17 protein-coding genes and 1 pseudogene are annotated in these 23,154 nt (G+C 71.8%); 11 read left to right on the forward strand and 7 right to left on the reverse strand.

Going from position 1 to position 23,154, the window contains the following annotated elements:
* The first annotated feature begins 93 nt into the window (after positions 1 to 93).
* From ACGFNH_RS04245 to ACGFNH_RS04255, 3 genes are all read left to right on the forward strand, one after another.
* On the forward strand, positions 94 to 1,113 hold the full coding sequence (locus ACGFNH_RS04245) for a Gfo/Idh/MocA family protein (RefSeq protein WP_393651423.1): 1,020 nt from the start codon (positions 94 to 96) through the stop codon (positions 1,111 to 1,113).
* Positions 1,114 to 1,182: 69 nt separating this feature from the next.
* Positions 1,183 to 2,202, forward strand: coding sequence for a Gfo/Idh/MocA family oxidoreductase (locus tag ACGFNH_RS04250; RefSeq protein WP_393651424.1), 1,020 nt, complete (start codon positions 1,183 to 1,185; stop codon positions 2,200 to 2,202).
* Positions 2,203 to 2,420: 218 nt separating this feature from the next.
* A complete protein-coding gene (locus ACGFNH_RS04255) occupies positions 2,421 to 2,624 on the forward strand; it encodes a helix-turn-helix transcriptional regulator (protein ID WP_393651425.1) in 204 nt (67 codons plus the stop codon).
* A gap of 182 nt (positions 2,625 to 2,806) precedes the next feature.
* On the opposite strand, the gene ACGFNH_RS04260 is transcribed toward ACGFNH_RS04255, so the two are convergent.
* Positions 2,807 to 5,119 (reverse strand): MMPL family transporter, encoded by a 2,313-nt coding sequence (locus ACGFNH_RS04260; protein ID WP_393651426.1) that lies wholly within the window; start codon positions 5,117 to 5,119, stop codon positions 2,807 to 2,809.
* Between the two features lie 221 nt (positions 5,120 to 5,340).
* Between ACGFNH_RS04260 and ACGFNH_RS04265 the strand changes: the two genes are divergently transcribed.
* Positions 5,341 to 5,958, forward strand: coding sequence for a TetR/AcrR family transcriptional regulator (locus ACGFNH_RS04265; protein WP_393651427.1), 618 nt, complete (start codon positions 5,341 to 5,343; stop codon positions 5,956 to 5,958).
* Here the strand turns inward: ACGFNH_RS04265 and ACGFNH_RS04270 are convergent.
* The gene (locus tag ACGFNH_RS04270; protein ID WP_393651428.1) at positions 5,877 to 6,755 is read right to left on the reverse strand and encodes a DedA family protein; all 879 of its coding nucleotides are present in this window, start codon (positions 6,753 to 6,755) and stop codon (positions 5,877 to 5,879) included. The genes ACGFNH_RS04265 and ACGFNH_RS04270 overlap by 82 nt on opposite strands.
* 198 nt (positions 6,756 to 6,953) lie before the next feature.
* Here ACGFNH_RS04270 and ACGFNH_RS04275 point away from each other — a divergent pair, with 198 nt between their 5' ends.
* Together ACGFNH_RS04275 and ACGFNH_RS04280 are read left to right on the forward strand one after the other, a co-directional pair.
* Positions 6,954 to 7,193 (forward strand): heavy-metal-associated domain-containing protein, encoded by a 240-nt coding sequence (locus ACGFNH_RS04275; protein WP_393651429.1) that lies wholly within the window; start codon positions 6,954 to 6,956, stop codon positions 7,191 to 7,193.
* 10 nt (positions 7,194 to 7,203) lie between these two features.
* Positions 7,204 to 9,621 (forward strand): heavy metal translocating P-type ATPase, encoded by a 2,418-nt coding sequence (locus ACGFNH_RS04280; protein ID WP_393651430.1) that lies wholly within the window; start codon positions 7,204 to 7,206, stop codon positions 9,619 to 9,621.
* 644 nt (positions 9,622 to 10,265) lie between these two features.
* Here ACGFNH_RS04280 and ACGFNH_RS04285 read toward each other — a convergent pair.
* Together ACGFNH_RS04285 and ACGFNH_RS04290 are read right to left on the reverse strand one after the other, a co-directional pair.
* Positions 10,266 to 11,555: a citrate synthase gene (locus ACGFNH_RS04285; protein WP_393651431.1), complete on the reverse strand. Its 1,290-nt coding sequence runs from the start codon at positions 11,553 to 11,555 to the stop codon at positions 10,266 to 10,268.
* Between the two features lie 159 nt (positions 11,556 to 11,714).
* The gene (locus tag ACGFNH_RS04290) at positions 11,715 to 13,988 is read right to left on the reverse strand and encodes an ATP-dependent RecD-like DNA helicase (RefSeq protein WP_393651432.1); all 2,274 of its coding nucleotides are present in this window, start codon (positions 13,986 to 13,988) and stop codon (positions 11,715 to 11,717) included.
* 221 nt (positions 13,989 to 14,209) lie between these two features.
* Between ACGFNH_RS04290 and ACGFNH_RS04295 the strand changes: the two genes are divergently transcribed.
* Entirely contained in the window at positions 14,210 to 15,130 is a 921-nt protein-coding gene (locus ACGFNH_RS04295) for a ribokinase (protein ID WP_393651433.1), read from the forward strand.
* Positions 15,131 to 15,489: 359 nt separating this feature from the next.
* The gene (locus ACGFNH_RS04300) at positions 15,490 to 15,798 is read left to right on the forward strand and encodes a hypothetical protein (protein ID WP_393651434.1); all 309 of its coding nucleotides are present in this window, start codon (positions 15,490 to 15,492) and stop codon (positions 15,796 to 15,798) included.
* Between the two features lie 46 nt (positions 15,799 to 15,844).
* Here ACGFNH_RS04300 and ACGFNH_RS04305 read toward each other — a convergent pair whose 3' ends face one another.
* The 3 genes and pseudogenes from ACGFNH_RS04305 to ACGFNH_RS04315 all read right to left on the reverse strand — a co-directional run.
* Complete coding sequence (locus ACGFNH_RS04305; protein ID WP_393651435.1) at positions 15,845 to 16,762, reverse strand: sugar phosphate isomerase/epimerase family protein; 918 nt, start codon at positions 16,760 to 16,762, stop codon at positions 15,845 to 15,847.
* Entirely contained in the window at positions 16,759 to 17,964 is a 1,206-nt protein-coding gene (locus ACGFNH_RS04310) for a dihydrodipicolinate synthase family protein (protein ID WP_393651436.1), read from the reverse strand. The genes ACGFNH_RS04305 and ACGFNH_RS04310 overlap by 4 nt, the downstream gene beginning before the upstream one ends.
* 143 nt (positions 17,965 to 18,107) lie before the next feature.
* Positions 18,108 to 19,250, reverse strand: a pseudogene (locus ACGFNH_RS04315) (Gfo/Idh/MocA family protein); the annotation flags it as partial.
* A gap of 671 nt (positions 19,251 to 19,921) precedes the next feature.
* Between ACGFNH_RS04315 and ACGFNH_RS04320 the strand changes: the two are divergent.
* The 3 genes from ACGFNH_RS04320 to ACGFNH_RS04330 all read left to right on the forward strand — a co-directional run bounded on the left by ACGFNH_RS04320 (position 19,922) and on the right by ACGFNH_RS04330 (position 23,121).
* Positions 19,922 to 21,007 (forward strand): LacI family DNA-binding transcriptional regulator, encoded by a 1,086-nt coding sequence (locus tag ACGFNH_RS04320; RefSeq protein WP_393651437.1) that lies wholly within the window; start codon positions 19,922 to 19,924, stop codon positions 21,005 to 21,007.
* 82 nt (positions 21,008 to 21,089) lie between these two features.
* Entirely contained in the window at positions 21,090 to 21,374 is a 285-nt protein-coding gene (locus tag ACGFNH_RS04325; protein WP_393651438.1) for a ribosomal protein L7/L12, read from the forward strand.
* A 799-nt stretch (positions 21,375 to 22,173) separates the two neighbouring features.
* Entirely contained in the window at positions 22,174 to 23,121 is a 948-nt protein-coding gene (locus tag ACGFNH_RS04330; RefSeq protein WP_393651439.1) for a GNAT family N-acetyltransferase, read from the forward strand.
* Positions 23,122 to 23,154: the final 33 nt, after the last annotated feature.

Raw genomic sequence — 23,154 nt, forward strand, 5'->3', positions numbered from 1 at the left:
GGCGAAACGCCGGGGAGCCGAAGCGGGGGAACACCCGGGACGGCCCGATGGGCCGCACACTGCAGATCAGCCACGACTTTCTCGAGGGACATCATGACCAAGCAGGGAACGCTCGGCGTCGCCGTCATCGGCACCGGGAGGATGGGCGCCGACCACGTCCGCCGGATCGACTCCGTGACGAGCGGGGCCCGGGTCGCCGCTGTCGTCGACATCGACGCCGAGCGGGCCAAGCAGCTCGCCGACGGGATCGAGGGCTGCACCGCCTTCACCGACGCGGCCGCCGCCATGACCTCCCCCGGCGTCGACGCGCTCCTCATCGCCTCGCCGGGGCCGGCGCACGAGGCCACCCTCCTCCAGGCGTTCGCGCACGATCTGCCGGTGCTGTGCGAGAAGCCGCTCACCCCCGACGCCGCCTCCGCGCAGCGCGTCCTGGAGGCGGAGGAGAAGCTGGGACACCGGCGCGTACAGGTCGGCTTCATGCGCCGCTACGACTCCGAATACCTGGAACTCAAGGCGCTGCTGGACAGCGGGCAGTTCGGCCGGGCACTGATGCTGCACTGCCGGCACCGCAACGCCTCCACGCCGCCCGGCTTCACCAGCCAGATGATGATCAACGACTCGGTGGTGCACGAGATCGACACCACCCGCTGGCTGCTGGAGCAGGAGATCACAGCGGTGACGGTGCTCCGCCCGCGCCCGTCGAGCGCCGCGCCGGACACGCTCAGCGACCCGCAGCTCGTACTGTTCGAGACCTCGGGCGGCGCGGTCGTGGACGTGGAGATCTTCGTCAACTGCGGCTGGGGCTACCAGGTGCAGTGCGAGGCCGTCTGCGAGTCCGGCAGCGCCCGGGTCGGCGACGGACACGCCATGGTCACCAACTCCGCGGGCCGGTGGGGCGGTGACATCGACATGGACTTCGTCTCCCGTTTCGAGGACGCCTACGACCGGCAGGTGCAGCGGTGGGTGGATGCCACCCGCCGCGGCGAGGTGGAGGGCCCCAGCGTGTGGGACGGCTACGCCGCCGCCGTGGTCTGCGAGGCGGGTGTACGGGCCCAGGCCACCGGCGAACGAACGCCCACACTGCTGACCGAGCGGCCTGCGCTCTACCGCTGACCCGCTCCACCGCAACATCCGGGGACGAGCCCCGTCGACAACCACCCACCCCGCCATGGGAGCTGACGTATGCGGATCGGATTCCTCGGTGCCGGCCGGATCGGTGCCTTCCACGCCGAAGCACTGAAGGCCACGACCGGTGTCGACGACGTACTGATCGGTGATGTGGACAGCGCCCGGGCGGCAGAGGTCGCCCACCGCATCGGGGCGCGGGCCGCGGAGTCGGTGGACGCCGTCTTCGCGGCCGGTGTCGACGCCGTGGTCATCGCCACCGCGACGGCGTCCCACGCCGAACTCATCACCCGTGCCGCCCGTGCGGGGCTGCCCGCCTACTGCGAGAAGCCGATCGCCCTGGACCTGCCCGGGACCGTACGCGCCCTCCAGGAGGTCGAGGCGGCGGGAACTCTGCTGCAGATGGGCTTCCAGCGGCGGTTCGACGCCGGATACCTGGCGGCCAGGGAGGCGGTCGCCACGGGACGGCTGGGCCGCCTGCACACCATCCGTGCCGTCACGTCCGACCCCGCCCCGCCCCCCGCCGCCTTCCTCCCCCTCTCCGGTGGGCTGATCCGGGACTGCCTGGTGCACGACTTCGACGCCGTACGGTGGCTGACGGGTCGTGAGGTCGTCGAGGTGTTCGCGGCCGGAGCCAACGGCGGAGCGGCGTTCTTCCGGGAGGCCGGTGACGTCGACACGGCGGCCGCCCTCCTGACCCTCGACGACGGCACCCTGGTCACCACGACCGCCACCCGCTACAACGGCGCCGGATACGACGTGCGCATGGAGATCGCCGGCGAGCGCGACCAGCTCGTCGTCGGACTCGACGCCCGGACTCCGTTCACCTCCGCCGAGCCGGACGGCCCGGAGCCGCCGGCCCGCCCCTGGACCGGCTTCCTCGAACGCTTCGCACCGGCCTACCGCGCCGAACTGGCCGCCTTCGTACGGGCGGCGAGCGGCGAGGCCCGCAATCCCTGCTCGGGCACGGACGCCCTGCACGCCCTGCTGGTCGCCGAGGCCTGTGAAGTGTCACGGAGGGAACACCGGCCGGTCCGCCCCGCCGAGTTGCTCAAGGATCTCGCCGACCTCGTCTGACCCCATCTGCCCCGGCTCGCCCCCTCCTCCCGGTCCCGCCTTTGCCACGGTTGTCACCACTCCACTCGATTCCCGTCACAGCCGGACCACAGCCCCACCCTTCCCCCCGACCCGCGTCGTTGACGGAGCGCAGGCTGACTGATCACGAGCGGTTACGTCGCGGCGCCTCACCGGCTCCCCCAAGGGCCGCGCCGCTACGGCCGCGAGGAGGTGCTCAGATGACCGACCGCCGGCTGTGGTCCTACAGGGAGATCGCCGCACACATCCGCGTACAGACCAACACCGTGCGCTCCTACCGCAAACACGGACTGCTGCCACCACCCGACCATGTCGAGTCCGGCAAGCCCTACTGGTTCGCCGACACGATTCGCGCCTGGGTGTCGCGGCGACCGGGGAACCGGGGACGGCGGGCCCAGGAGTAGACCCACCGGCCCCAGTGGCGGACCGCTCACCGGTCCCGAAAGCGGCGGGCCCAACGGTGCCGGATCGGGCCCGTCGACCCCGAGGACGGGTCCGACGGTGCCCGGCCGGGTCCGACGGTGCCCGCCCGGTTCCGACGGTGCCGGGCGCAGGCCCCGCCGGTCCCTGAGTCCCCGCGACCGGGCTACCGGTGCCCCGCGCCCACCGGGTCCCGCTTCTCGGAGTCCTCGGGCGGGGTGGATCCGGTCTCCGTGCCGGCGACGGAACCGGAGGAGGGACGGTCGGCGGGGCTCTCGCCCTCGCTCAGGCCTATGCGGGCGTGCAGCCGGCGCAACGGACCCGGAGCCCACCATGTGGCCCGCCCGGTGAGCCGCATGACCGCCGGCACCAGCAGACTCCGCACCACCATGGCGTCCATCAGGACGGCGAGGGCGATACCCAGGCCGAGCATCTTGGTGTTGGTCACCCGGGACGTGCCGATGGCGACCATGACGACGGCGAGGATGATCGCGGCCGCGGTGATGAGTCCACCGGTACGCCGGAGGCCGAAGACGACGGCCCCCTGGTGGTCACCGGTTCTGTCGTACTCCTCCTTGATCCGGGACAGGAGGAACACGCCGTAGTCCATGGACAGTCCGAAGGCGACGCAGAACATCAGCACCGGCAGTGTGGTCTCGATGTCCCCGGTGGACGTGAAGTTCAGCAGGCCGGACAGATGGCCGTCCTGGAAGACCCACACCAGGGCACCGAACATCGCCGTGAGACTGAGGGCGTTGAGCACCACGGCCTGAAGGGGTATCAGCACACTGCCCGTGAGGAGGAACACCAGCAGCAGGGTGACCACCACGATGATGGCGACCGCCCACGGAAGCCGGTCCGCTATCGCGTCCTTGGAGTCGACCAGCACGGCGGCGGTGCCGGTGACCGAGGCGTCGACGGAGGAGTCCACCGCCCGGATGTCCCGCACCAGTTGCTGGCTCGCGGCGTCCACCGCCTGGCTCTTCGGGGCCACGCTGATCTGCGCCGCGCCGCCCGCGCGGCGGGCCGCCTCGGCGGGTCCCGGCTTCTGGGTGAGCTCTCCGCGGACGTACTGTCCCGTGGGCCCGTCCACCCGCAGAACGCCCGGCAGTTCGGAGATCCGGCTGCTGAAGTCGGCGAGCCGTGCGGCGGAAGGATTGCCCTCGGCCAGGACCTCCACCGCGCCGCCCGGGCGGCCGGGGAAGTCGTCGCGGATGTGCTGCTGCACGACATGGGACTCGGCCGTCTCGGGCAGCTGCCGGTCGTCGGCAGTGCCGAACTTCACGCCCAGGAACGGCAGTCCGAGCAGCACGAGTCCGGCGGTGGTGGCCGCCGCGAAGAACGGGGCGCGGCGCATCACCAACCGGGCCGTGCGCGCCCAGCCCGCGCCGCTCTCCTTCCCGGGGTCGGGCGCCGGGCGCCCGCGCCGCAGGAGCTTGCGCAGATCCAGTGCGTTGACCCGCTCCCCCAGCAGCACCAGCGCCGCGGGCAGGACGACCAGGGCCGCGGCCGCGGCCAGCAGGACGACGGCGATCCCGGCGTAGGCGAAGGAGCGCAGGAAGTACTGCGGGAATACGAGCATCGCGGCGAGGGATACGGCGACGGTGAGCGCGGAGAAGAGCACGGTGCGGCCCGCGGTGCGCAGCGTCGCGCCGACGGCGGGCAGCGGCAGGGCTCCGGCGGCGAGCTCCTCGCGGAAACGCCGCACGATGAACAGGGCGTAGTCGATGGCGAGTCCGAGGCCGAGCGCCGTCGTGAGGTTCTGGGCGAAGACCGAGACATCGGTGAACTCGGTGAGGCCGCGGAGTACGGCATTGGTGCCCAGGATCGCCACGATGCCGACGGCCAGCGGCAGCAGGGCGGCGACCGCGCTGCCGAAGACCATCACCAGCAGGACGAGGGTGACGGGCAGGGCGATCATCTCGGCGCGCAGCAGGTCGTCCTGGATGGTGGTCTGCAGCTCGTGCCGCACGGCCACCGGTCCGCCGAGGGAGACCTCCACCGGGCCCTGCTCGCCCCGGAATTCGGGGGCGATGCGGTCCAGGACGTCCGCCGTCGCGTTCTCGTCGCCGGCGATCCGCGCCATGATCAACGCCTCGCGGCCGTCCTCGGCGCGCAGCCCCGGGGACCGCGTCTGCCAGTAGGACGTCACACCCGCGACGGACTTCTCCTCGGCGAGCCGCTCGGCGAGGCGCTTGCCCGCTGCCGCCACGGCCGGGTCGTCCACCCGCTTTCCGCCGCTGTCGACGAGAAGGATCAGGTTGGGCTGCGACGCCGGGAACTCCCGCTCGAGCGCCTTGGTCGCATACGAGGACCGGGAATCCGGAGCCTCCCAGCCGCCGCTGCCCATACGGTCGGCGACGCCGCTCCCGGCGACCACGGCCAGCGCCGTGAACAGCAGAGCGAGCAGTAGCGAGAGCCGCGGCCGGGCGGTGACCACCCGGGTCCACCCCCCGGTCTCGCGGTTGACAGCAGGCATGACGCAGGTGTCCCCTTCCCCCTTGGCAGCCCGTAGACTGCAAACACGAGCGCTCACTCGCGTTAGCCAAGAATGCGAGCGACCACTCGCGTTTGTCAACCGAAACCGAGAGCTGGGGATGGCGCGTGACGAAGGCCGAAGCGGCTGAGGACGGAGCGGGCGCGAGCGACGACGGGGCGCCGGCGAGGCCACGACGGCGGCAGGCCCGTGGCGAGCGGCGCATGACCCAGCTCCTCGAGGCCGCTGCCAGCGTGTTCGGCCAGGTCGGCTACACGGCCGCGAGCACCAACGCCATCGCACGCGAGGCGGGCGTCTCGCCCGGCACGCTCTACCAGTTCTTCCCCAACAAGGAAGCCATCGCCGTCGAGTTGGGCGACCGCTTCCTCCACCGGATGCGCGAGGCCCACACCCAGGTCTTCACCGAGGCCAACGCCGCGCTGCCGCTCGCCGAGATGCTGGAGACGGTCCTCGATCCACTCATCGAGTTCAACTGCCGCAACCCCGCACTGCTGGCCCTGATCAAGAGTTCCGACATCCCCGGCAGACTCCTCGAGGATCACGACGCGCTGCACGAGTCCCTGCTCACCCGTGTCGGCGAGCTGATCTCCGTCTATGTCCCGGCCATGCCCGCGGACCAGCGGACCCGTACGGCCGCGATGGCGTTCGCCCTGTTCAAGGCGGGGCTGGAGCTGGTGGTGGGACACGAGGGGGCCGAACGGGACGCCTACGTCCTGGAGTTGAAGGCATCCATGTTCCGCTACCTGGAGCCCGTCCTGGGAGCCGGATGCCGCGGTCCGGCGGGAGGGACGGCGGACGCACCCGCCGCCCTGCATCCCTGACCCCGTTCGGTCGCACGCCCCAGCACCGCCCCGGGCGCCGTGCCCGGCAGCGGCCCACACCCCGGACGGTACGGCCCCACCGGGCGGCACGGACCCGCCGCCCCGGACGGGCCCGCAGGCCCGGGAGGCCGCGCCGCCCCGCCCTCGCCCACCGGACCGCCTCCCGGCGCCGGGCCCCCGCCCCGCACCGGCCTCTCACCCACCACCGGCTCCGCGTCCCGGGAGCCCGGCCCCGAGGACGGCTCCGGCACGCGGCGCCGCCGGACGCCCGCCTGCACCAGACCGCCCACCGCGGCCACCACCGCCGAGACCCCGATCCCGATGGCGGCGGCGTACAGCGGATTGCCCGAGGCCGCGCTGCCCAGATAGCCGAGCCCCACCGAGTACGTGGCCCAGATCCCCTCGGCGATGCCCGCGCCGATCAGATAGCGCCGCGCCGGGTAGCCGACCACACCGGCCGCCAGCCCGCCGACCAGCCGCCCGCTGGGCAGGAATCGCACGGCCGCCACGAAGGGCACTCCGCGCCGTTCGAGCCGGACGGCCAGCCAATCCAGCAGCGCCTTACGCCGGTGACTGCGCCCCATCCAGCCCCGCACGGGATCGCTGTACCGCCTCCCGGTCGCGTGCATGAGCAGATCACCGAGCACCGCACTGCCCGCCACCACGAGGAGCACGATCGCGAGATCCAGATTTCCGCGGGACGCCAGAACCCCCGCGGTCACCAGGAGGCCCGAGTTGGGCAGGAGAGGCGGGGCAGTGGTGAGCGCGAGGAGTCCGTAGATCCAGAGCACTTCCATGTCGGTCGCCCCTCAAGCAGGAACCGCAGCATCTGCCCCGAGCCTCAAGGAGGGACAAATCCGACAGATCCAGTCCAGTCAGGACAAAGACTACTCGGGAAAGAGCGGAGGGGCCCGCGGAGACAGATACCCCCTAGGGGTACAGTGGACCCGGAACGCGTACCACCCGTACCACACGCACGAGCAAGGAGAGCTTCCATGGCCACCGAGACGACGACCGGCACCGTCACCGCCACATACCAGGTCAAGGGCATGAGCTGCGGCCACTGCGAAGGAGCCGTGACCGAGGAGCTCTCCGCCCTCGACGGCGTCGCCTCGGTCGAGGCCGTCGCCGCCACCGGTGCGGTCACCGTCGTCTCCGCGGCCCCGCTCGCCGAGGAGGCCGTCCGCGCGGCGGTGGACGAGGCCGGGTACGAGCTCGTGGGCCCGGCCTCGTAAGGGAGCGCGCATGACCAGGACAGCACCCGCCTCCCCCAGCCTCCCCGCCCCTGGGCCCAGGACCGCTCCGGAGACCGACGGCACGGCGCGCGTCGAGCTCGCCATCGGCGGCATGACGTGCGCGGCCTGCGCGGCGCGTGTGGAGAAGAAGCTCAACCGCATGGACGGCGTCACGGCCACGGTCAACTTCGCCACGGAGAAGGCCGTCGTGACGTACGGCGGCGGGCTCGGGGTCGCGGATCTCGTCGCCACCGTGGAGAACACCGGCTACACGGCCGTACCGCCCCCTCCGCTCGAGCCGGAGCCCCCGCCCTCCAACGGGGGCGCCCCAGGGGCGTACGCGGGCGCTGAGACCCCCGTACGGGGCGAGGGTGGCGGGGACGGGAGCCATCAAACGGCCGCTCTGCGGCAGCGGTTCCTGGTCTCACTGCTGCTGGGGCTGCCCGTCGTCCTCATGTCGATGGCACCGGCCCTGCAGTTCGACAACTGGCAGTGGCTGTCCCTGACCCTGGCCGCGCCGGTCGTGGTGTGGGGCGGGTTGCCGTTCCACCGTGCCGCCTGGACCAACGCCCGGCACGGCGCGGCCACCATGGACACCCTCGTCTCCGTCGGGACGCTGGCCGCCTTCGGGTGGTCGCTCTGGGCGCTGTTCTTCGGCCATGCGGGCATGCCGGGGATGCGGCACGGCTTCGACCTGACGATCGCCCGCACGGACGGGTCCTCGTCCCTCTACCTCGAGGTCGCGGCCGGGGTGACCGTGTTCCTGCTGCTCGGCCGCTACTTGGAGGCGAAGTCCAAGCGCCGGGCCGGTGCGGCGCTGCGCGCGCTGCTCGAACTGGGCGCCAAGGACGTGGCGTTGCTCCGCACGGATGGCCGGGAGGAGCGGATTCCCGTCGCGCGACTGGCCGTCGGGGACCGGTTCGTCGTACGGCCCGGCGAGAAGATCGCCGCGGACGGCCGGGTCACCGAGGGCGCCTCGGCGGTGGACGCCTCGATGCTGACCGGCGAATCGGTGCCGGTGGACGTCACTGTGGGCGGAATCGTCACCGGCGGCACGGTCAATGCCTCGGGCCGGCTGGTCGTCGAAGCCGCCCGCGTCGGATCGGACACCCAGCTCGCGCGGATGGCGCGGCTCGTCGAGGACGCCCAGAACGGCAAGGCGGAGGTCCAGCGTCTCGCGGACCGCATCTCCGGAGTGTTCGTGCCGGCCGTGCTGGTCGTCGCGCTGGGCACGCTGGTGACCTGGCTGCTGGTCACCGACAGCGTCACCGCGGCCTTCACCGCCGCCGTGGCCGTACTGATCATCGCCTGCCCGTGCGCCCTCGGCCTGGCGACTCCGACCGCGCTCATGGTCGGTACGGGTCGTGGCGCGCAGCTCGGGATCCTGATCAAGGGTCCGGAGGTGCTGGAGTCCACCCGCCGCGCGGACACCGTCGTCCTGGACAAGACAGGCACGGTGACCACCGGGCGGATGGCGGTGCGGGACATCGTCACCGCGGACGGTGACGCCGTCACCACGGACGCGAGCGCCGTCACCGCGGACGGTGACGCCGAGGCGGTGAAGAGGGCCGAGGCCGCGGAGCGCGAACTGCTGCGGCTGGCGGGCTCCTTGGAGCACGCCTCGGAGCACCCGGTCGCCCGGGCGATCGCCGCGGCCGCCCTCGAACGGGAGGGGACGCTGCCCGCGCCCGAGACCTTCGAGAACGTGGCCGGACTCGGCGTCCAAGGCCTCGTCGAAGGCCGGAAGGTCCTCGTGGGCCGTGTGCGGCTCCTCGAGGAGAGGGCCGTCGAGATTCCCCAGCGGTTGTCGGCCGCCTTGGCCGAGGCCGAGGCCCGGGGCCGTACGGCGGTGGCCGTGGCCTGGGACGGCCGCGCACGGGGGGTGCTCACCGTGGCGGACGCCGTGAAGGAGTCGAGCGCGGATGCCGTGGCCGAGCTGCGCCGACTGGGACTGACCCCGGTGCTGCTGACCGGCGACAACCGGGCCGTGGCGGAGTCGGTGGCGCGCGAGGTGGGTATCGACCAGGTCATGGCCGAGGTGCTGCCCGAGGAGAAGGTGGACGTCGTACGGCGTATGCAGGGCGAGGGCCGCGTGGTCGCCATGGTCGGCGACGGGGTCAACGACGCGGCCGCACTGGCCGCCGCCGATCTGGGCCTGGCCATGGGGACGGGCACGGACGCCGCGATCGAGGCGAGCGACCTCACGCTCGTACGGGGCGATCTGCGGGTGGCGCCGGACGCGATCCGGCTCTCCCGCCGGACGCTGGCCACGATCAGGGGGAACCTCTTCTGGGCCTTCGGCTACAACATCGCCGCGCTGCCGCTGGCGGCTGCCGGGCTCCTCAATCCGATGATCGCCGGGGCCGCGATGGCCTTCTCGTCGATCTTCGTCGTGACCAATAGTCTGAGACTCAGAAATTTCAGATGAGTCCAGCGCCTTCACAACGGCCTTGGACTTTTACATAATCCCCACATGGGTCACAGCACTCTTACGAGGGGGCCTCGATCTCCAGGTCGAGGCTCTTGCCCGTTTTAGTGCGGTTATGGCAAGAGACCCAGATCACAGAGGATAGAACGTAACCATCTGGGGGGGTCGCGAGTCTAACCAGTGCGATGCCACACTCCCGGCGGGGTGAGGCATCGATATCGACCAGGTAAGTCTTGGGGGACGAACCGGGTCAGCGTGGCCGGGGCCACGTGCGCGGGGAGCTTTGAGCGGCCCTCCCGTCCGTACGGGTCCCGGCAGATCGCACACGGCGCACCGCATGGTGTGCTCGGGGGAATGAGACGCCCGGCCGGATCCCGTGGGGGGAATCCGAACCGGGAATGGGAGGCGCCCCGCTGATCGACCCGTGGGGGGATCGATCGGGCGGGGCGCCTTCCGACCTTCTTCGGCCAACCATCTCCGGCTCCGGCCGCCTCGGCGATCACGCGGTCGCCGTTGCCCTGCCGTCGAGCCCCACGGTGGTGATCGGTCGTGAAGCGACGGCTGAGGCCCGCCCGTCGTCGGGCGGGCCTCAGCCGTCGCTCAGCCGGATTGAGCCGTGTTCAGCCGCGTGGTGCGGACACGGGTCAGCGCTTCTCCACCGGCACGAAGTCGCGCTCGACCACACCGGTGTAGATCTGCCGCGGGCGGCCGATCCGGGAACCCGGCTCCTTGATCATTTCGTGCCACTGGGCGATCCAGCCGGGCAGCCGGCCGAGCGCGAACAGCACGGTGAACATCTCGGTCGGGAAGCCCATCGCGCGGTAGATCAGACCCGTGTAGAAGTCGACGTTCGGGTAGAGCTTGCGCTCGACGAAGTAGTCGTCGGCCAGCGCGTGCTCCTCGAGCTTGAGCGCGATGTCGAGCAGCTCGTCGGACTTGCCGAGCGCCGAGAGGACGTCGTGCGCCGCCGCCTTGATGATCTGCGCACGGGGGTCGAAGTTCTTGTAGACGCGGTGACCGAAGCCCATGAGCTTCACGCCGTCCTCGCGGTTCTTCACCTTGCGGATGAAGGTGTCGACGTCGCTGCCCGAGTTGCGGATCCCCTCGAGCATCTCCAGCACCGACTGGTTGGCGCCGCCGTGGAGCGGGCCCCACAGCGCGCTGATGCCCGCGGAGATGGAGGCGAACATGTTCGCCTGCGAGGAGCCGACGAGACGCACGGTGGACGTGGAGCAGTTCTGCTCATGGTCGGCGTGCAGGATGAACAGCTTGTCGAGGGCGCTGACGACGACCGGGTCCAGGTCGTACTCGGCGGCCGGCACGGAGAAGGTCATCCGCAGGAAGTTCTCGACGTAGCCGAGGTCGTTGCGCGGATAGACGAACGGGTGGCCGACCGACTTCTTGAAGGCATACGCGGCGATGGTGGGCAGCTTGGCGAGCAGACGGACGGTCGAGAGGTGGCGCTGCGTCTCGTCGAACGGGTTGTGGCTGTCCTGGTAGAAGGTGGACAGGGCGCTGACCACCGAGGACAGCATCGCCATCGGGTGCGCGTCGCGCGGGAAGCCGTCGTAGAACCGCTTGACGTCCTCGTGCAGCAGCGTGTGGGTGGTGATCTCCTCGCGGAAGGTCGCCAGCTCGTCGACCGTCGGCAGCTCGCCGTTGATCAGCAGGAAGGCGGTCTCGAGAAAGGTGCTGCGCTCCGCGAGTTGCTCGATCGGGTAGCCGCGGTAGCGCAGGATGCCCTGCTCACCGTCGAGGTAGGTCACACCCGATTTGTATGCAGCGGTGTTGCCGTAACCGCTGTCCAGGGTCACCAGACCGGTCTGGGCGCGGAGCTTGCCGATGTCGAAACCCTTGTCGCCGACTGTGCTGTCGACCACCGGGTAGCTGTATTCGCCGTCCCCGTACCGCAGTACTACAGAGTTGTCGCTCACGTCATCCCTCACCGACGTTGTGCCTCTTCTTCGAGGTGCCCTGACTATCTCTACCTTCCCCCATTTGGCACGGGGTCGTGCACTCGGGGTCGGCCGCAAGGCCCACGGATGGCACGCAGTGCCGCGCGTGCGGGCCTATCCTGCTCCTCTTCGCCTGTTTTAGGAAACGCGTGCGCCGCGGTTCCCCATCCTTATCGCTCCGCCGAGCCGGTGATCGAGAGCCGTCCAGCGCCGTCCGGCCGAGACCGTGCGCACCGCCTGCCCGAGCGCTTTGCGCGAGCCGACCAGCACGACCAGGCGTTTCGCCCGCGTCACCGCCGTGTAGAGAAGGTTGCGCTGCAGCATCATCCATGCACTCGTGGTGACGGGGATCACCACGGCGGGATATTCGCTTCCCTGCGACCTGTGGATCGTCACGGCGTAGGCGTGGGAGAGCTCGTCCAGCTCGTCGAATTCGTACGGAACCTCCTCGTCCTCGTCCGTCATCACCGTCAATCTCTGGTCCACCGTGTTGAGTGACGTCACAACGCCGACCGTGCCGTTGAAAACGCCATTGGTGCCTTTTTCATAGTTGTTACGGATCTGGGTGACCTTGTCGCCGACGCGGAACACCCGGCCGCCGAAACGCCGCTCCGGCAGATCCGGGCGGGCGGGGGTGACGGCCTGCTGCAGCAGCCCGTTGAGCGTCCCGGCCCCGGCCGGTCCCCGGTGCATCGGGGTCAGCACCTGGACGTCCCGGCGCGGGTCGAGCCCGAACTTCGCCGGGATCCGGCGGGCGACCACGTCGACGGTCAGCCGGCCGGCCTCCTCCGTGTCGTCCTCGGCGAACAGGAAGAAGTCCGGCAGTCCCTGAGTGATCGGCGGGACACCGGAGTTGATGCGGTGGGCGTTGGTGACCACCCCCGACTGCTGGGACTGCCGGAAGATGCGGGTGAGCCGGACGGCGGGCACCGGGCTGTCCGGCGCGAGCAGATCCCGCAGCACCTCCCCCGCGCCCACGGACGGGAGTTGGTCCACATCGCCCACCAGCAGCAGATGGGCGCCCGGCGGCACCGCCTTCACCAGCTTGTTGGCGAGCAGCAGATCGAGCATCGACGCCTCGTCGACGACCACCAGGTCGGCGTCCAGCGGCCGGTCCTTGTCGTAGGCCGCGTCCCCGCCCGGCCTCAGCTCCAGCAGCCGGTGGACGGTGGACGCCTCGGCACCCGTCAGCTCCGAGAGCCGCTTGGCCGCCCGGCCCGTCGGGGCCGCCAGGATCACCTTGGCCTTCTTGGCGCGGGCCAGTTCGACCACCGACCGCACCGTGAAGGACTTGCCGCACCCCGGGCCGCCCGTCAGCACCGCGACCTTGTGCGTCAGCGCCAGCTTGACGGCCTCCTGCTGCTCCGGCGCCAGGTCGGCGCCCGTGCGGCGCGCCAGCCAGTCCAGCGCCTTCTCCCAGTCCGCGTCGCGGAACGCGGGCAGCCGGTCCTCGTCCGTGCGCAGCAGCCGCATGAGCTGCCCCGCCAGGGAGATCTCCGCCCTGTGGAACGGCACCAGATAGACCGCGGTGACCGGCTCGCCCACCCACTCCCCCTCGTCCCCGGACGACCCTCCGGCCCCCTGCCCCGGGACGGTCTCGCGGACCACGCCCTCGTCCCCCTCGGCAAGTTCGCCGAGGCAGTCGATGACGAGACCTGTGTCGACCTGGAGCAGCTTGACCGCGTCCGCGATGAGCTGCTCCTCGGGCAGATAGCAGTTCCCCTGGTCGGCCGACTGCGAAAGGGCGTACTGCAGGCCCGCCTTGACGCGGTCGGGGCTGTCGTGCGGAATGCCGACCGCCTGCGCGATCCGGTCGGCGGTCAGAAAGCCGATGCCCCAGACGTCCGCGGCCAGGCGGTACGGCTCGTTCCGCACGACCGAGATGGAGGCGTCGCCGTAACTCTTGTAGATCCGGACGGCGATGGAGGTGGAGACGCCCACTCCCTGGAGGAAGACCATGACCTCCTTGATGGCCTTCTGCTCCTCCCAGGCCGCCCCGATCAGCTTGGTCCGCTTCGGGCCGAGGCCCGGGACCTCGATGAGCCGCTTCGGCTCCTTCTCGATGACATCGAGCGTGTCGATGCCGAAGTGCTCGACGATCCGCTCGGCGATGCGCGGCCCGATCCCCTTGATGAGCCCGGAGCCCAGATAGCGGCGGATGCCCTGGACGGTGGCGGGCAGCACCGTCGTGTAGTTGTCGATCGTGAACTGGCGGCCGTACTGCGGGTGGGAGCCCCAGTGACCCTCCATCCGCAGCGACTCGCCCGGCTGCGCGCCGAGGAGCGAGCCGACGACGGTCAGCAGATCACCGCCGCCCCTGCCGGTGTCGACACGGGCCACGGTGTAACCGTTCTCCTCGTTGGCGTAGGTGATCCGCTCCAGGACCCCTTCGACCACGGCAAGCTGCACCATGGCCCTGACGTTATCGCCGCACACCGACAGCCCGTCAGCCCTGTGGACGACCAGGGCGGCCACCCTGTGGACAACCCGGACGACGATGCTCCGCGGGAACGCTGAAGCGGGCCACGGCGACCGACCGGGATGAGCGCGGACGGAGGCGCGGACGATAGGCGCGGACGCGGGCGCGGGACCGACGTGCAGGACGACGGACACAACCGGAGAGAGACACAGCGATGCAGACGTACGACCTGCTGGTGGTCGGCTCGGCCAACGCCGACCTGGTGGTCCGGGTCGACCACCGCCCCGCCGCGGGCGAGACCGTGCTCGGCTCGGACCTCGCCGTCCACCCGGGGGGCAAAGGGGCCAACCAGGCCGTCGCCGCCGCCCGTCTCGGTGCCCGTACGGCCCTGCTCGCGCGCGTGGGCGAGGACGTACACGGCCGGTTGCTGCTGGAGTCGCTGCGCGCGGCGGGCGTCGACACCGCCGCCGTCATGATCGGCGGAGCGCCCACCGGGGTCGCGCTGATCACGGTGGACCCCGCGGGTGACAACAGCATCGTGGTCTCCCCCGGGGCCAACGCCGCTCTCGCAGCGGCCGACGTGACGGACCCCGTCAGGCTCAGGGCAGCCGCCGTGGTGTCGCTCCAGCTCGAGATCCCGCTGGAGACGGTCACGGCGACGGTACGTGCGGCCGTGGCCGCCGGCAGCCGAGTGGTCCTCAATCCTTCGCCTCCCGCACCCCTGCCCGCCGACGTCCTGGCCGCCTGCGACCCTCTGGTCGTCAACGAGCACGAGGCGCGCGTCCTGCTGGCCGGTCGGCCCGAGGCCGACTCGCGCGAGCCGGAGTCGTGGGCGTCCGGACTGACGGCTCTCGGCCCCCGCTCCGTCGTCGTCACCCTGGGCGCGGACGGCGCCCTCGTGGCCCACGGGGACGGGTCGTCCGTACGGGTGCCGAGCCCGCCCGTGGAAGCCGTGGACACCACGGGCGCGGGCGATGCCTTCACGGGCGCGCTCGCGTGGCGGCTGGGGTCCGGTGAGGACCTGGAGACGGCCGTGCGATTCGCCGTACGGGTCGGTGCGGCGGCGGTCATGAGGGCCGGGGCGCAGGAGTCGTTCCCGACGGCGGACGAGGTCCCGGCAGCGTCGGCGCCCTGAACGCGGGGCCGGTCATCGCAAGCCGGTGGACGCAAGCCAGTAGACCCGGGCCAGTGGACGCGGGCAGCCGCGCGGTCCTCTGCGAGGCCGCAGCGTCTCCCTGTGACGGCGGACGCTCGCACACCGGGAAATGCATCGCTCGCTCACCGGGACAAGCATCGAGGGGGCCCGGCTCGTCAGCCGGGCCCCCTCGTGATTCCCCACCCCCAGGCCTCCCGAGATTTCCCCCCCGGGCCCTCCACAGGAGGCCTGACTCCGAGTACGACCCACGAGGGGCGGGAAGGGTTGCACGGTTTCCGGCAGTTACTGTTTTGTCACCCGACGTGCTGACAGCAGGCGCGCCCCGTAGCGTTTGTCCCATGAGGGACGAATCTCTGCTGGGGGATATTCTGGCCGAGCTCGGCGACGACCGCCTCCGCGAGCTCGCCGGGGAGCTCGGCACCGACGTCCGCGGCGCGCAGACGGCCGTCGAGGCCACCGTCTCGGCCGTGCCCGCCTCGACCGGGGAGGACACGCTGGCCGGAGTCATCAGCAGGATCTCCGCCTCCACCGCCGACGCCGTGGCGGAACGGACCGGGTTCCCGGTCGAGTCCGTGTCCCGCGCCCTCGAACTCCTGCTCCCCGTCGTCCTGTCGGTCATCGCCGACCACCGCAGGGCCCGGAAGTGACGGCGGCTCTTCACCCGTCGACGGGTCCCGGTTCCACGGCGGCTCCTCACCCGTCGGCGGGTCCCGGTTCCACGGCGTCGCCGCGCGCGTCGGCAGGCACCGACGCATCGGCGGGCGTCCGCAGGACGTGCCGTACGTAGCGCTCCGCGACCTCGGTGAGGACCTCACTCCCGTCGCGTGCCCACAGCCCCGGGTTGAAGATCTCGACCTCGATCGGACCGTCGTACCCGGCCGCATCGGTCCGCTCCCGGAACCAGCGCAGATCCACGCAGCCGTCCCCCAGTTGGCCCCGCCCCAGAAGCACCCCCTCGGGCAGCGGCGTCACCCAGTCCGCGAGCTGGAGGGACGCGATCCGGCCGCCGCGCCCGGCACGTTCGATCTGGCCGGCCACCGTGTCGTCCCACCACAAGTGGTACGTGTCCACGACCACGCCGACCTGTTCCGCCGGGAAGCGCTCGGCGAGGTCCAGGGCCTGTGCCAAGGTCGACACGACGCAGCGGTCGGCCGCGTACATCGGATGCAGCGGTTCGATCGCCAGCCGGACCCCCCGCACCGCCGCGTACGGCGCCAACTCGCCCAGTGCGTCGGCGATCCGCTGCCGGGCGCCCGCCAGATCGCGGCTCCCCCGGGGCAGGCCGCCCGACACCAGGACCAGGGTTCCGGTGCCGAGCGTGGCGGCCTCGTCGACGGCGGCCCGGTTGTCCTCCAGGGCGGCCGCCCGCGCGGCCGGGTCCTCGGCGGTGAAGAACCCTCCGCGGCACAGGCTCGTCACGGCCAGGCCCGCGTCCCGTACGAGCCGGGCCGCACGCCCGGCCCCGTATTCCGCCACCGGTGCGCGCCACAGCCCGACGCCCGGGACGCCGGCCCTCGCGCAGCCGTCGGCGAGTTCGGGGAGGGACCACTGGCGGACGGTCTCCTGATTGAGGCTCAGCCGCTCCAGTTCGCGGCGGGGGGCGGCGCTCACGCGTCGACTCCGTACAGCACGAGAAGGGACCGCATACGGGCCTCGGCCAGCCGCGGGTCCGGGAACAGGCCGAGCCCGTCGGCCAGTTCGTACGCCCGCGCGAGGTGGGGCAGGGAGCGGGCCGACTGCATACCGCCCACCAGGGTGAAGTGGGACTGATGGCCCGCCAGCCAGGCCAGCAGCACAACTCCCGTCTTGTAGAAGCGGGTCGGGGGACCGAACAGGTGCCGGGACAGCGGCACGGTGGGGTCCAGCAGGGCACGGAAGCCCTTGGCGTCCCCGGTGTCCAGAACGCGGACGGCCTCGGCGGCGAGCGGCGCAAGCGGGTCGAAGATGCCGAGCAGTGCGTGGCTGAAGCCGCGGTGGTCGCCCTCGATCAGCTCGGGGTAGTGGAAGTCGTCGCCGGTGTGGACGCGGACGCCGTCCGGCAGCAGGCGGCGCAGCGCGGCTTCGCGGCCGGCGTCGAGCAGCGAGACCTTGACGCCGTCGACCCGGCCGGGGTGGGCGGCGACGAGTTCCGTGAACGTACGGGTCGCGGCATCGAGGTCCTCGCTTCCCCAATAGCCGGTGAGCGCCGGGTCGAACATCGGGCCCAGCCAGTGGACGATGACGGGGCGCGCGGCCTGGCGCAGCAGGTCGCCGTAGACCGCGAGGTAGTCGTCCGGCCCGCGGGCGGCGGCGGCCAGGGCGCGGGAGGCCATGAGGACGGCCTGTGCTCCGGTGCTCTCGACGAGTGCGAGCTGCTCCTCGTAGGCGGCCCGTACGCCGGCGAGGCCCGCGGCCGGTCCGGTGAGCTGGTCCGTGCCCGCCCCGCAGGCGATCCGGCCGCCGACCGCCCGGGCCTCGGCCGCCGACCGGCGGATCAGTTCGGCGGCGGTCGGCCAGTCCAGGCCCATCCCGCGCTGTGCGGTGTCCATGGCTTCGGCGACGGCGAGACCGTGGGACCACAGGTGGCGGCGGAAGGCGAGCGTGGCGTCCCAGTCGAGGGCAGCGGGGCCGTCGGGGGTGGTGTCGGCGAACGGATCGGCGACGACGTGGGCGGCGGCGAAGACCGTACGGGAGGCAAGGGGCGCCGGGGCGGCGGCCGTTCGGTCCCGCGAGCCGTGCCGGGGCGCCGGGGCGGGTGCGGCGACGCAGGGGGCCGGGACGGGTCGCGGCTCGTACGTGCGCAGCACGCCCCCGGGGCCCGGGAGCCGGATCACCGGAGCGTCCTCGCCGTACCGGCGGTGGGTGCCGTCGCGGCCGGGGGCGTCGCGACCTGCGGCGTCACGGTCTGAGGCGTCGCGGCCTGCGGCGTCACGGTCTGAGGTGTCACGGCGGTTCCGTTGCCGGACCGCGGGCGGGTCAGCTCGGGGACGTCGAGACGGCGTCCCTCCGCGGCGGACCTGAGGCCGAGTTCGGCGAGCTGCACCCCGCGCGCGCCCGCGAGGAGGTCGTGCGTCCAGGGCTCGTCGAGGACGACATGGCGCAGGAACAGCTCCCACTGCGCCTTGAACCCGCCGCCGAAGGCGGTGTTGTCCGGGACCTCCTGCCACTGGTCGCGGAAGCTCATCCCGACGGGCGCGTCGGGGTTCCAGACGGGCTTGGGCGTGGTCGAGCGGTGCTGGACGCGGCAGTTGCGGAGTCCGGCGACCGCCGATCCCTCCGTGCCGTCCACCTGGAACTCCACCAGTTCGTCGCGGTGGACCCGGACCGCCCAGGAGGAGTTGATCTGAGCGACCACGCCGCCGTCGAGTTCGAAAACGGCATAGGCGGCGTCGTCGGCCGTCGCGTCGTAGGGGCGGCCCCGCTCGTCCCGGCGGGCGGGGATGTGGGTGGTGACATGGGCCTGCACGGTGCGTACGGCGCCGAAGAGCCCGCGCAGGACGTACTCCCAGTGCGGGAACATGTCCGCGACGATTCCGCCGCCGTCCTCCGACCGGTAGTTCCAGGACGGCCGTTGGGACGGCTGCCAGTCTCCCTCGAAGACCCAGTAGCCGAACTCGCCGCGCACGGACAGGATCCGGCCGAAGAATCCGCCGTCGATCAGCCGCTTCAGTTTGAGCAGGCCCGGCAGGAAGAGCTTGTCCTGGACGACTCCGTGCCTGACGTCGGCGGCGTCGGCGAGCCGTACGAGTTCCAGGGCGCCGGCGAGCCCGGTGGCCGTGGGCTTCTCGCAGTAGATGTGCTTGCCCGCGGCGATCGCCGCACGCACGGCGCGCTCCCGGCCCGTGGTCACCTGCGCGTCGAAGTAGATGTCGGTGGCGGGGTCGGCGAGGACGGCGCCGAGGTCCGTGGTCCAGTGCTCCAGACCATGGCGGTCGGCGAGGTCCTTCAGGGCGTCGGCGCGCCGGCCGACGAGGACGGGCTCGGGCCACAGCACCGAGCCGTCGCCGAGATCCAGGCCGCCCTGCTCCCGGATGGCGAGGATCGACCCGACCAGGTGCTGGCGGTGGCCCATGCGACCGGTCACGCCGTTCATGGCGATCCGAACCGTCCTACGCGTCACGCGGGTTCCTCTCTTCCGGTCTTCCGGTCTTCCGGCCTTCGGGGGCTCGTTCTCCGGTCACCCGTCGCCCGTTGCGGCGGGCCGACCGGGCAGGGCACAAGCAGGAAGCAAGCGCTTTCTAACCGGTCAACGCTAGCCGGGGTGCTCCCCCTCATCAAGAGGGCCTCAACCCCTCCCAAGGGTTCCCCCAGTGACGGCCGGAAGCGAGCCCGGACTTCCGAACCCGGCCCGCGCGAGAGACCGTTGACCCGGCGGAGACGCACCCGGTGAACGAGTTCGCTCCCACCGGAGGGTTCTCGCGACGCAACCGCTCACCCACACCCTCGCGTTCGGCGATCGCACCCACACACACCGGCCGACGCCGCCTCCGCAAGAGGCCCCCGGCGGGCGGCCGTCGGCGCGTATCGCCTGCCAGGCGACCCCGGCGGGCACCGGAACCTTCCCCCGGGCTCGGCCCGGGTCCACCGCTCCTGCCCCCTCCGCCCCCGCGGCCGGAGGGGGCGCTCAACAGCGCCTTCACGGAAAGCGCTTCCCTCCATGCGGTGCCCGGGAGGAAGCCAACGCACCACACCGCGTGTCACGAAGTGAGAGCATGTGTCGGACGGTCGAACAGGGGACCCCGGGCTCCCCGTTCCGCACCACTCACGGCTCTCAGGCATGCGGAGGCAGCGATGGCAGTGACCCTGGCGGATGTGGCGGCCCGCGCCCAGGTCTCGTCGGCCACGGTCTCCCGCGTCCTCAGCGGCAACTACCCCGTCTCGGAGACGACCAGGGCCCGCGTGCTGCGCGCCGTCGACGAACTGGACTACGTACTGAACGGCCCGGCGAGTTCGCTCGCCGCCGCCACCTCCGACCTGATCGGCATCCTCGTCAACGACATCGCCGACCCCTTCTTCGGCATCATCGCCGGCGCGGCCCAGTCCGAGATCGGCGGCGGCCAGTCGGACGGGCGGGGCTGCGAGAAGCTGGCCGTGGTGTGCAACACCGGCGGATCCCCCGAGCGCGAACTCACCTATCTCACCCTGCTCCAGCGGCAGCGCGCCGCCGCTGTCGTCCTCACCGGCGGCGCCGCCGAGGACCCCGAGCACAGCACGGCCGTGGCCACGAAGCTGGGCCGCCTCTCCGCCGCCGGGACCCGGATCGTGCTCTGCGGGCGGCCACCGCTGACGGCCCTTCCCGGCGCGGAGGGCGTGGACCCCGCCGCTGCCGTCACCCTCGCCTTCGACAACCGCGGCGGGGCCCAGCGGCTGACCGGGCATCTGCTGGCCCTGGGCCACCGCACGATCGGCTACGTCGCGGGCCCGGTCGGCCGCTCCACGACACGGCACCGCCTCGAAGGACACCTCGCCGCCCTCACCGCCGCCGGGATCGCGGAGGACCAGGCCAAGCTGACCGTCCACGGCTCGTACGACCGCGAGTCCGGCTACGACGCCGCGCTCGAACTGCTGCGCCGCCGCCCCGATCTGACCGCGATCGCCGCCGCCAACGACTCGATCGCGCTGGGCGTCTGCGCAGCTGTGCGCGACAGCGGTCTGCGCATTCCGGAGGATGTCTCGGTCGCGGGCTTCGACGACCTGCCCTTCAGCGTGGACACCGTGCCCGCGCTCACGACCGTACGGCTGCCGCTGCACGACGCGGGCGCCCGCGCGGGGCGGTTGGCGATGGGCCGGGAGACCCCGCCGCCGGGTGGGGTGGCGACGATCCGCGCCGATCTGATGGCCCGCGCGTCGACGGCCCCGCCGCCCGCGGAGGCGTAGCAGCGGCGCGCGATCGCGACCTGGTGGCGCCAAGTCGGTCCGCCGGGGCGGCTGTCCGGGGTGTGGCTAGGATCTGCTGACCATGGACATAGCAGTGTTTCTCCTCATCCCTCTGATCGGCCTGCTGGGCCTGACACTGGAGCGCAAGCTCGATCGCATCGACCGCCGCAACATCCGGCTGGAACGCGACATCCGCCGGATCCTCGACCATCTGGGGATCGGCGAGCCCGAGCCGGGGATGGACCGGGTCGGAGATCTTCTGCGGAAGGGCAAGAAGATCGAGGCGATCAAGGCCTACCGCGAGATCACCGGCGCCGGCCTGAAGGAGGCCAAGGACGCGGTCGAGCGGCTCGAGCAGCCGTACTGAGGCGCCGGCAACCCCTTACCGGGCGGGACCGAGTTCACACGGTCAACTGATCCGTCGGACACACATGGCGCACGGGACCGGAAGCCCCGGAGGCCCCGAAAGTGCCGAAAGACTCCACCGTCATCTGCGGACGCGACGAAGTCCTCCTTCCTCGTTCGGAGTGGCGATTGCCGTGTGGAGGGCCTCCCGAGCTGCCTGATCGGAAGGGGCGGTGCGGATCGACAGAGTCTCCGCCGTCCGCGGCGGGCTCTTCATCGGGAGTTCTCCTTGCGTGTGTTCGGCAGCGCCGTTGCAGCGCGGCACGGGCTGCCCGGCCCGGAGTGGTGCCATCGCAACGGCGGCGTTGTCCGAAGGGCCCGGACAAGACCGCTCGCTGCCCGCCGGCAGCATCCGGATCGCGTAGGGATTGAGGCCCTCGGGAGGGCCGTGGGCTGGGGCGAGCAGCGGCCGGGCATCCTGCCGTGGTGCCGCACGAACGGACACAGACGGGCACCATCCCGTCTCGGACCCGCGAAAGTGTCGGCACGCAGCTGGGCCGACCGGGCATCCCGGTACCGGGTGTTGGACAGCACCCGGGACGGCATGGAGGACCGGGCCGAGGGCGCCGAGCCGACCCTCCATGCCGTCCCGGTACCGCTGGTGGAGCTGCCCCGTCCGGCAAAGGACGCGGTCGAGCGGCTCCGGCTGCCGCACCCGAAGCACCGGCCGCATCGCTGGGCAGGACCCTCTTCACAAATGCTTGACCGAGAGCAACTATTGAGTCAAGCAGTTCTGCAGAGCCGTACGGGAAGGCCCCGGCATGGGTACAGCCGACGAACTCGATACGGCGGTGGCGGAGGTCCGCGCGTTCAACCGCGTCTACACCCGGCTCATCGGCGTCCTCGACCACCCCGAGAAGCTGCACACCCCGTACACGCTCAGCCAGGCGCGCGTCCTCTACGAGCTGGCCCGTCGCGACCTCACCCATGTGCAGAGGCTGCGTGAGGACCTGGGGTTCGCGGCCTCGCATCTGAGCCGGATGCTCGCCCGCTTCGAGCAGCAGGGGCTGATCACGCGCGAGCGCAACACCTACGACGCCCGCCACCAGCAGATCGGACTCACCGAAGCCGGACGGGCCGCGGCCGCCGACCTGGACGCCAGGTCGCGGCAGGCCACCGCCGAGCTGCTGCACCCGTGCAACGGCACCCAGATCCGGGAGCTGACCCGGGCACTGCGCACCGTCCGCTCCACCCTCGCCGAGTCTCCCGCGCGCCCGGAGGTCCGGCTGCGGGAGCCCGGCCCCGGGGACCTCGGGTGGATCGTCTCGGCGCACGGCGCGCTCTACGCCTCCGAGTACGGCTGGGACGCCGGCTTCGAGGCGCTGGTCGCCCGCATCGTCGCCGCCTACGCCGAGGACCACGACCCGGCGCGGGAGCGGGTGTGGATCGCCGAACTCCACGGCACGCCGGTCGGTTCGGTGATGTGCGTACGGGACGAGGCGCCGGACACCGCCCGCCTGCGGCTGCTGCTCGTCGACCCGGCCGCGCGCGGTCACGGGATCGGCGACCTGCTCGTCCGCGCCTGCGTACGGTTCGCCCGCGAGGCCGGGTACCGCGAACTGGTGCTGTGGACCAACGACGTGCTCACCGCCGCCCGGAAGCTCTACACACGGGCCGGCTTCGCTCTCGTCGCCGAGGAACGGCACCACAGCTACGGCACCGATCTGACGGGCCAGGACTGGCGACTGGATCTGACGGCCGGAACCTGACCACCACCGCCCCGTGGCGGGCGTCGCGGCGCG

Source organism: Streptomyces sp. NPDC048639 (genome assembly GCF_043199075.1).
Taxonomy (GTDB): domain Bacteria; phylum Actinomycetota; class Actinomycetes; order Streptomycetales; family Streptomycetaceae; genus Streptomyces.

Excerpts from the sequence above, each read along its gene's own strand:
- ACGFNH_RS04245 (WP_393651423.1), top strand. The coding sequence starts at position 94 with ATGACCAAGCAGGGAACGCTCGGCGTCGCCGTCATCGGCACCGGGAGG.
- ACGFNH_RS04250 (WP_393651424.1), top strand. The coding sequence starts at position 1,183 with ATGCGGATCGGATTCCTCGGTGCCGGCCGGATCGGTGCCTTCCACGCC.
- ACGFNH_RS04255 (WP_393651425.1), top strand. The coding sequence starts at position 2,421 with ATGACCGACCGCCGGCTGTGGTCCTACAGGGAGATCGCCGCACACATC.
- ACGFNH_RS04260 (WP_393651426.1), bottom strand. The coding sequence starts at position 5,119 with ATGCCTGCTGTCAACCGCGAGACCGGGGGGTGGACCCGGGTGGTCACC.
- ACGFNH_RS04265 (WP_393651427.1), top strand. The coding sequence starts at position 5,341 with ATGACCCAGCTCCTCGAGGCCGCTGCCAGCGTGTTCGGCCAGGTCGGC.
- ACGFNH_RS04270 (WP_393651428.1), bottom strand. The coding sequence starts at position 6,755 with ATGGAAGTGCTCTGGATCTACGGACTCCTCGCGCTCACCACTGCCCCG.
- ACGFNH_RS04275 (WP_393651429.1), top strand. The coding sequence starts at position 6,954 with ATGGCCACCGAGACGACGACCGGCACCGTCACCGCCACATACCAGGTC.
- ACGFNH_RS04280 (WP_393651430.1), top strand. The coding sequence starts at position 7,204 with ATGACCAGGACAGCACCCGCCTCCCCCAGCCTCCCCGCCCCTGGGCCC.
- ACGFNH_RS04290 (WP_393651432.1), bottom strand. The coding sequence starts at position 13,988 with ATGGTGCAGCTTGCCGTGGTCGAAGGGGTCCTGGAGCGGATCACCTAC.
- ACGFNH_RS04295 (WP_393651433.1), top strand. The coding sequence starts at position 14,210 with ATGCAGACGTACGACCTGCTGGTGGTCGGCTCGGCCAACGCCGACCTG.
- ACGFNH_RS04300 (WP_393651434.1), top strand. The coding sequence starts at position 15,490 with ATGAGGGACGAATCTCTGCTGGGGGATATTCTGGCCGAGCTCGGCGAC.
- ACGFNH_RS04320 (WP_393651437.1), top strand. The coding sequence starts at position 19,922 with ATGGCAGTGACCCTGGCGGATGTGGCGGCCCGCGCCCAGGTCTCGTCG.
- ACGFNH_RS04325 (WP_393651438.1), top strand. The coding sequence starts at position 21,090 with ATGGACATAGCAGTGTTTCTCCTCATCCCTCTGATCGGCCTGCTGGGC.
- ACGFNH_RS04330 (WP_393651439.1), top strand. The coding sequence starts at position 22,174 with ATGGGTACAGCCGACGAACTCGATACGGCGGTGGCGGAGGTCCGCGCG.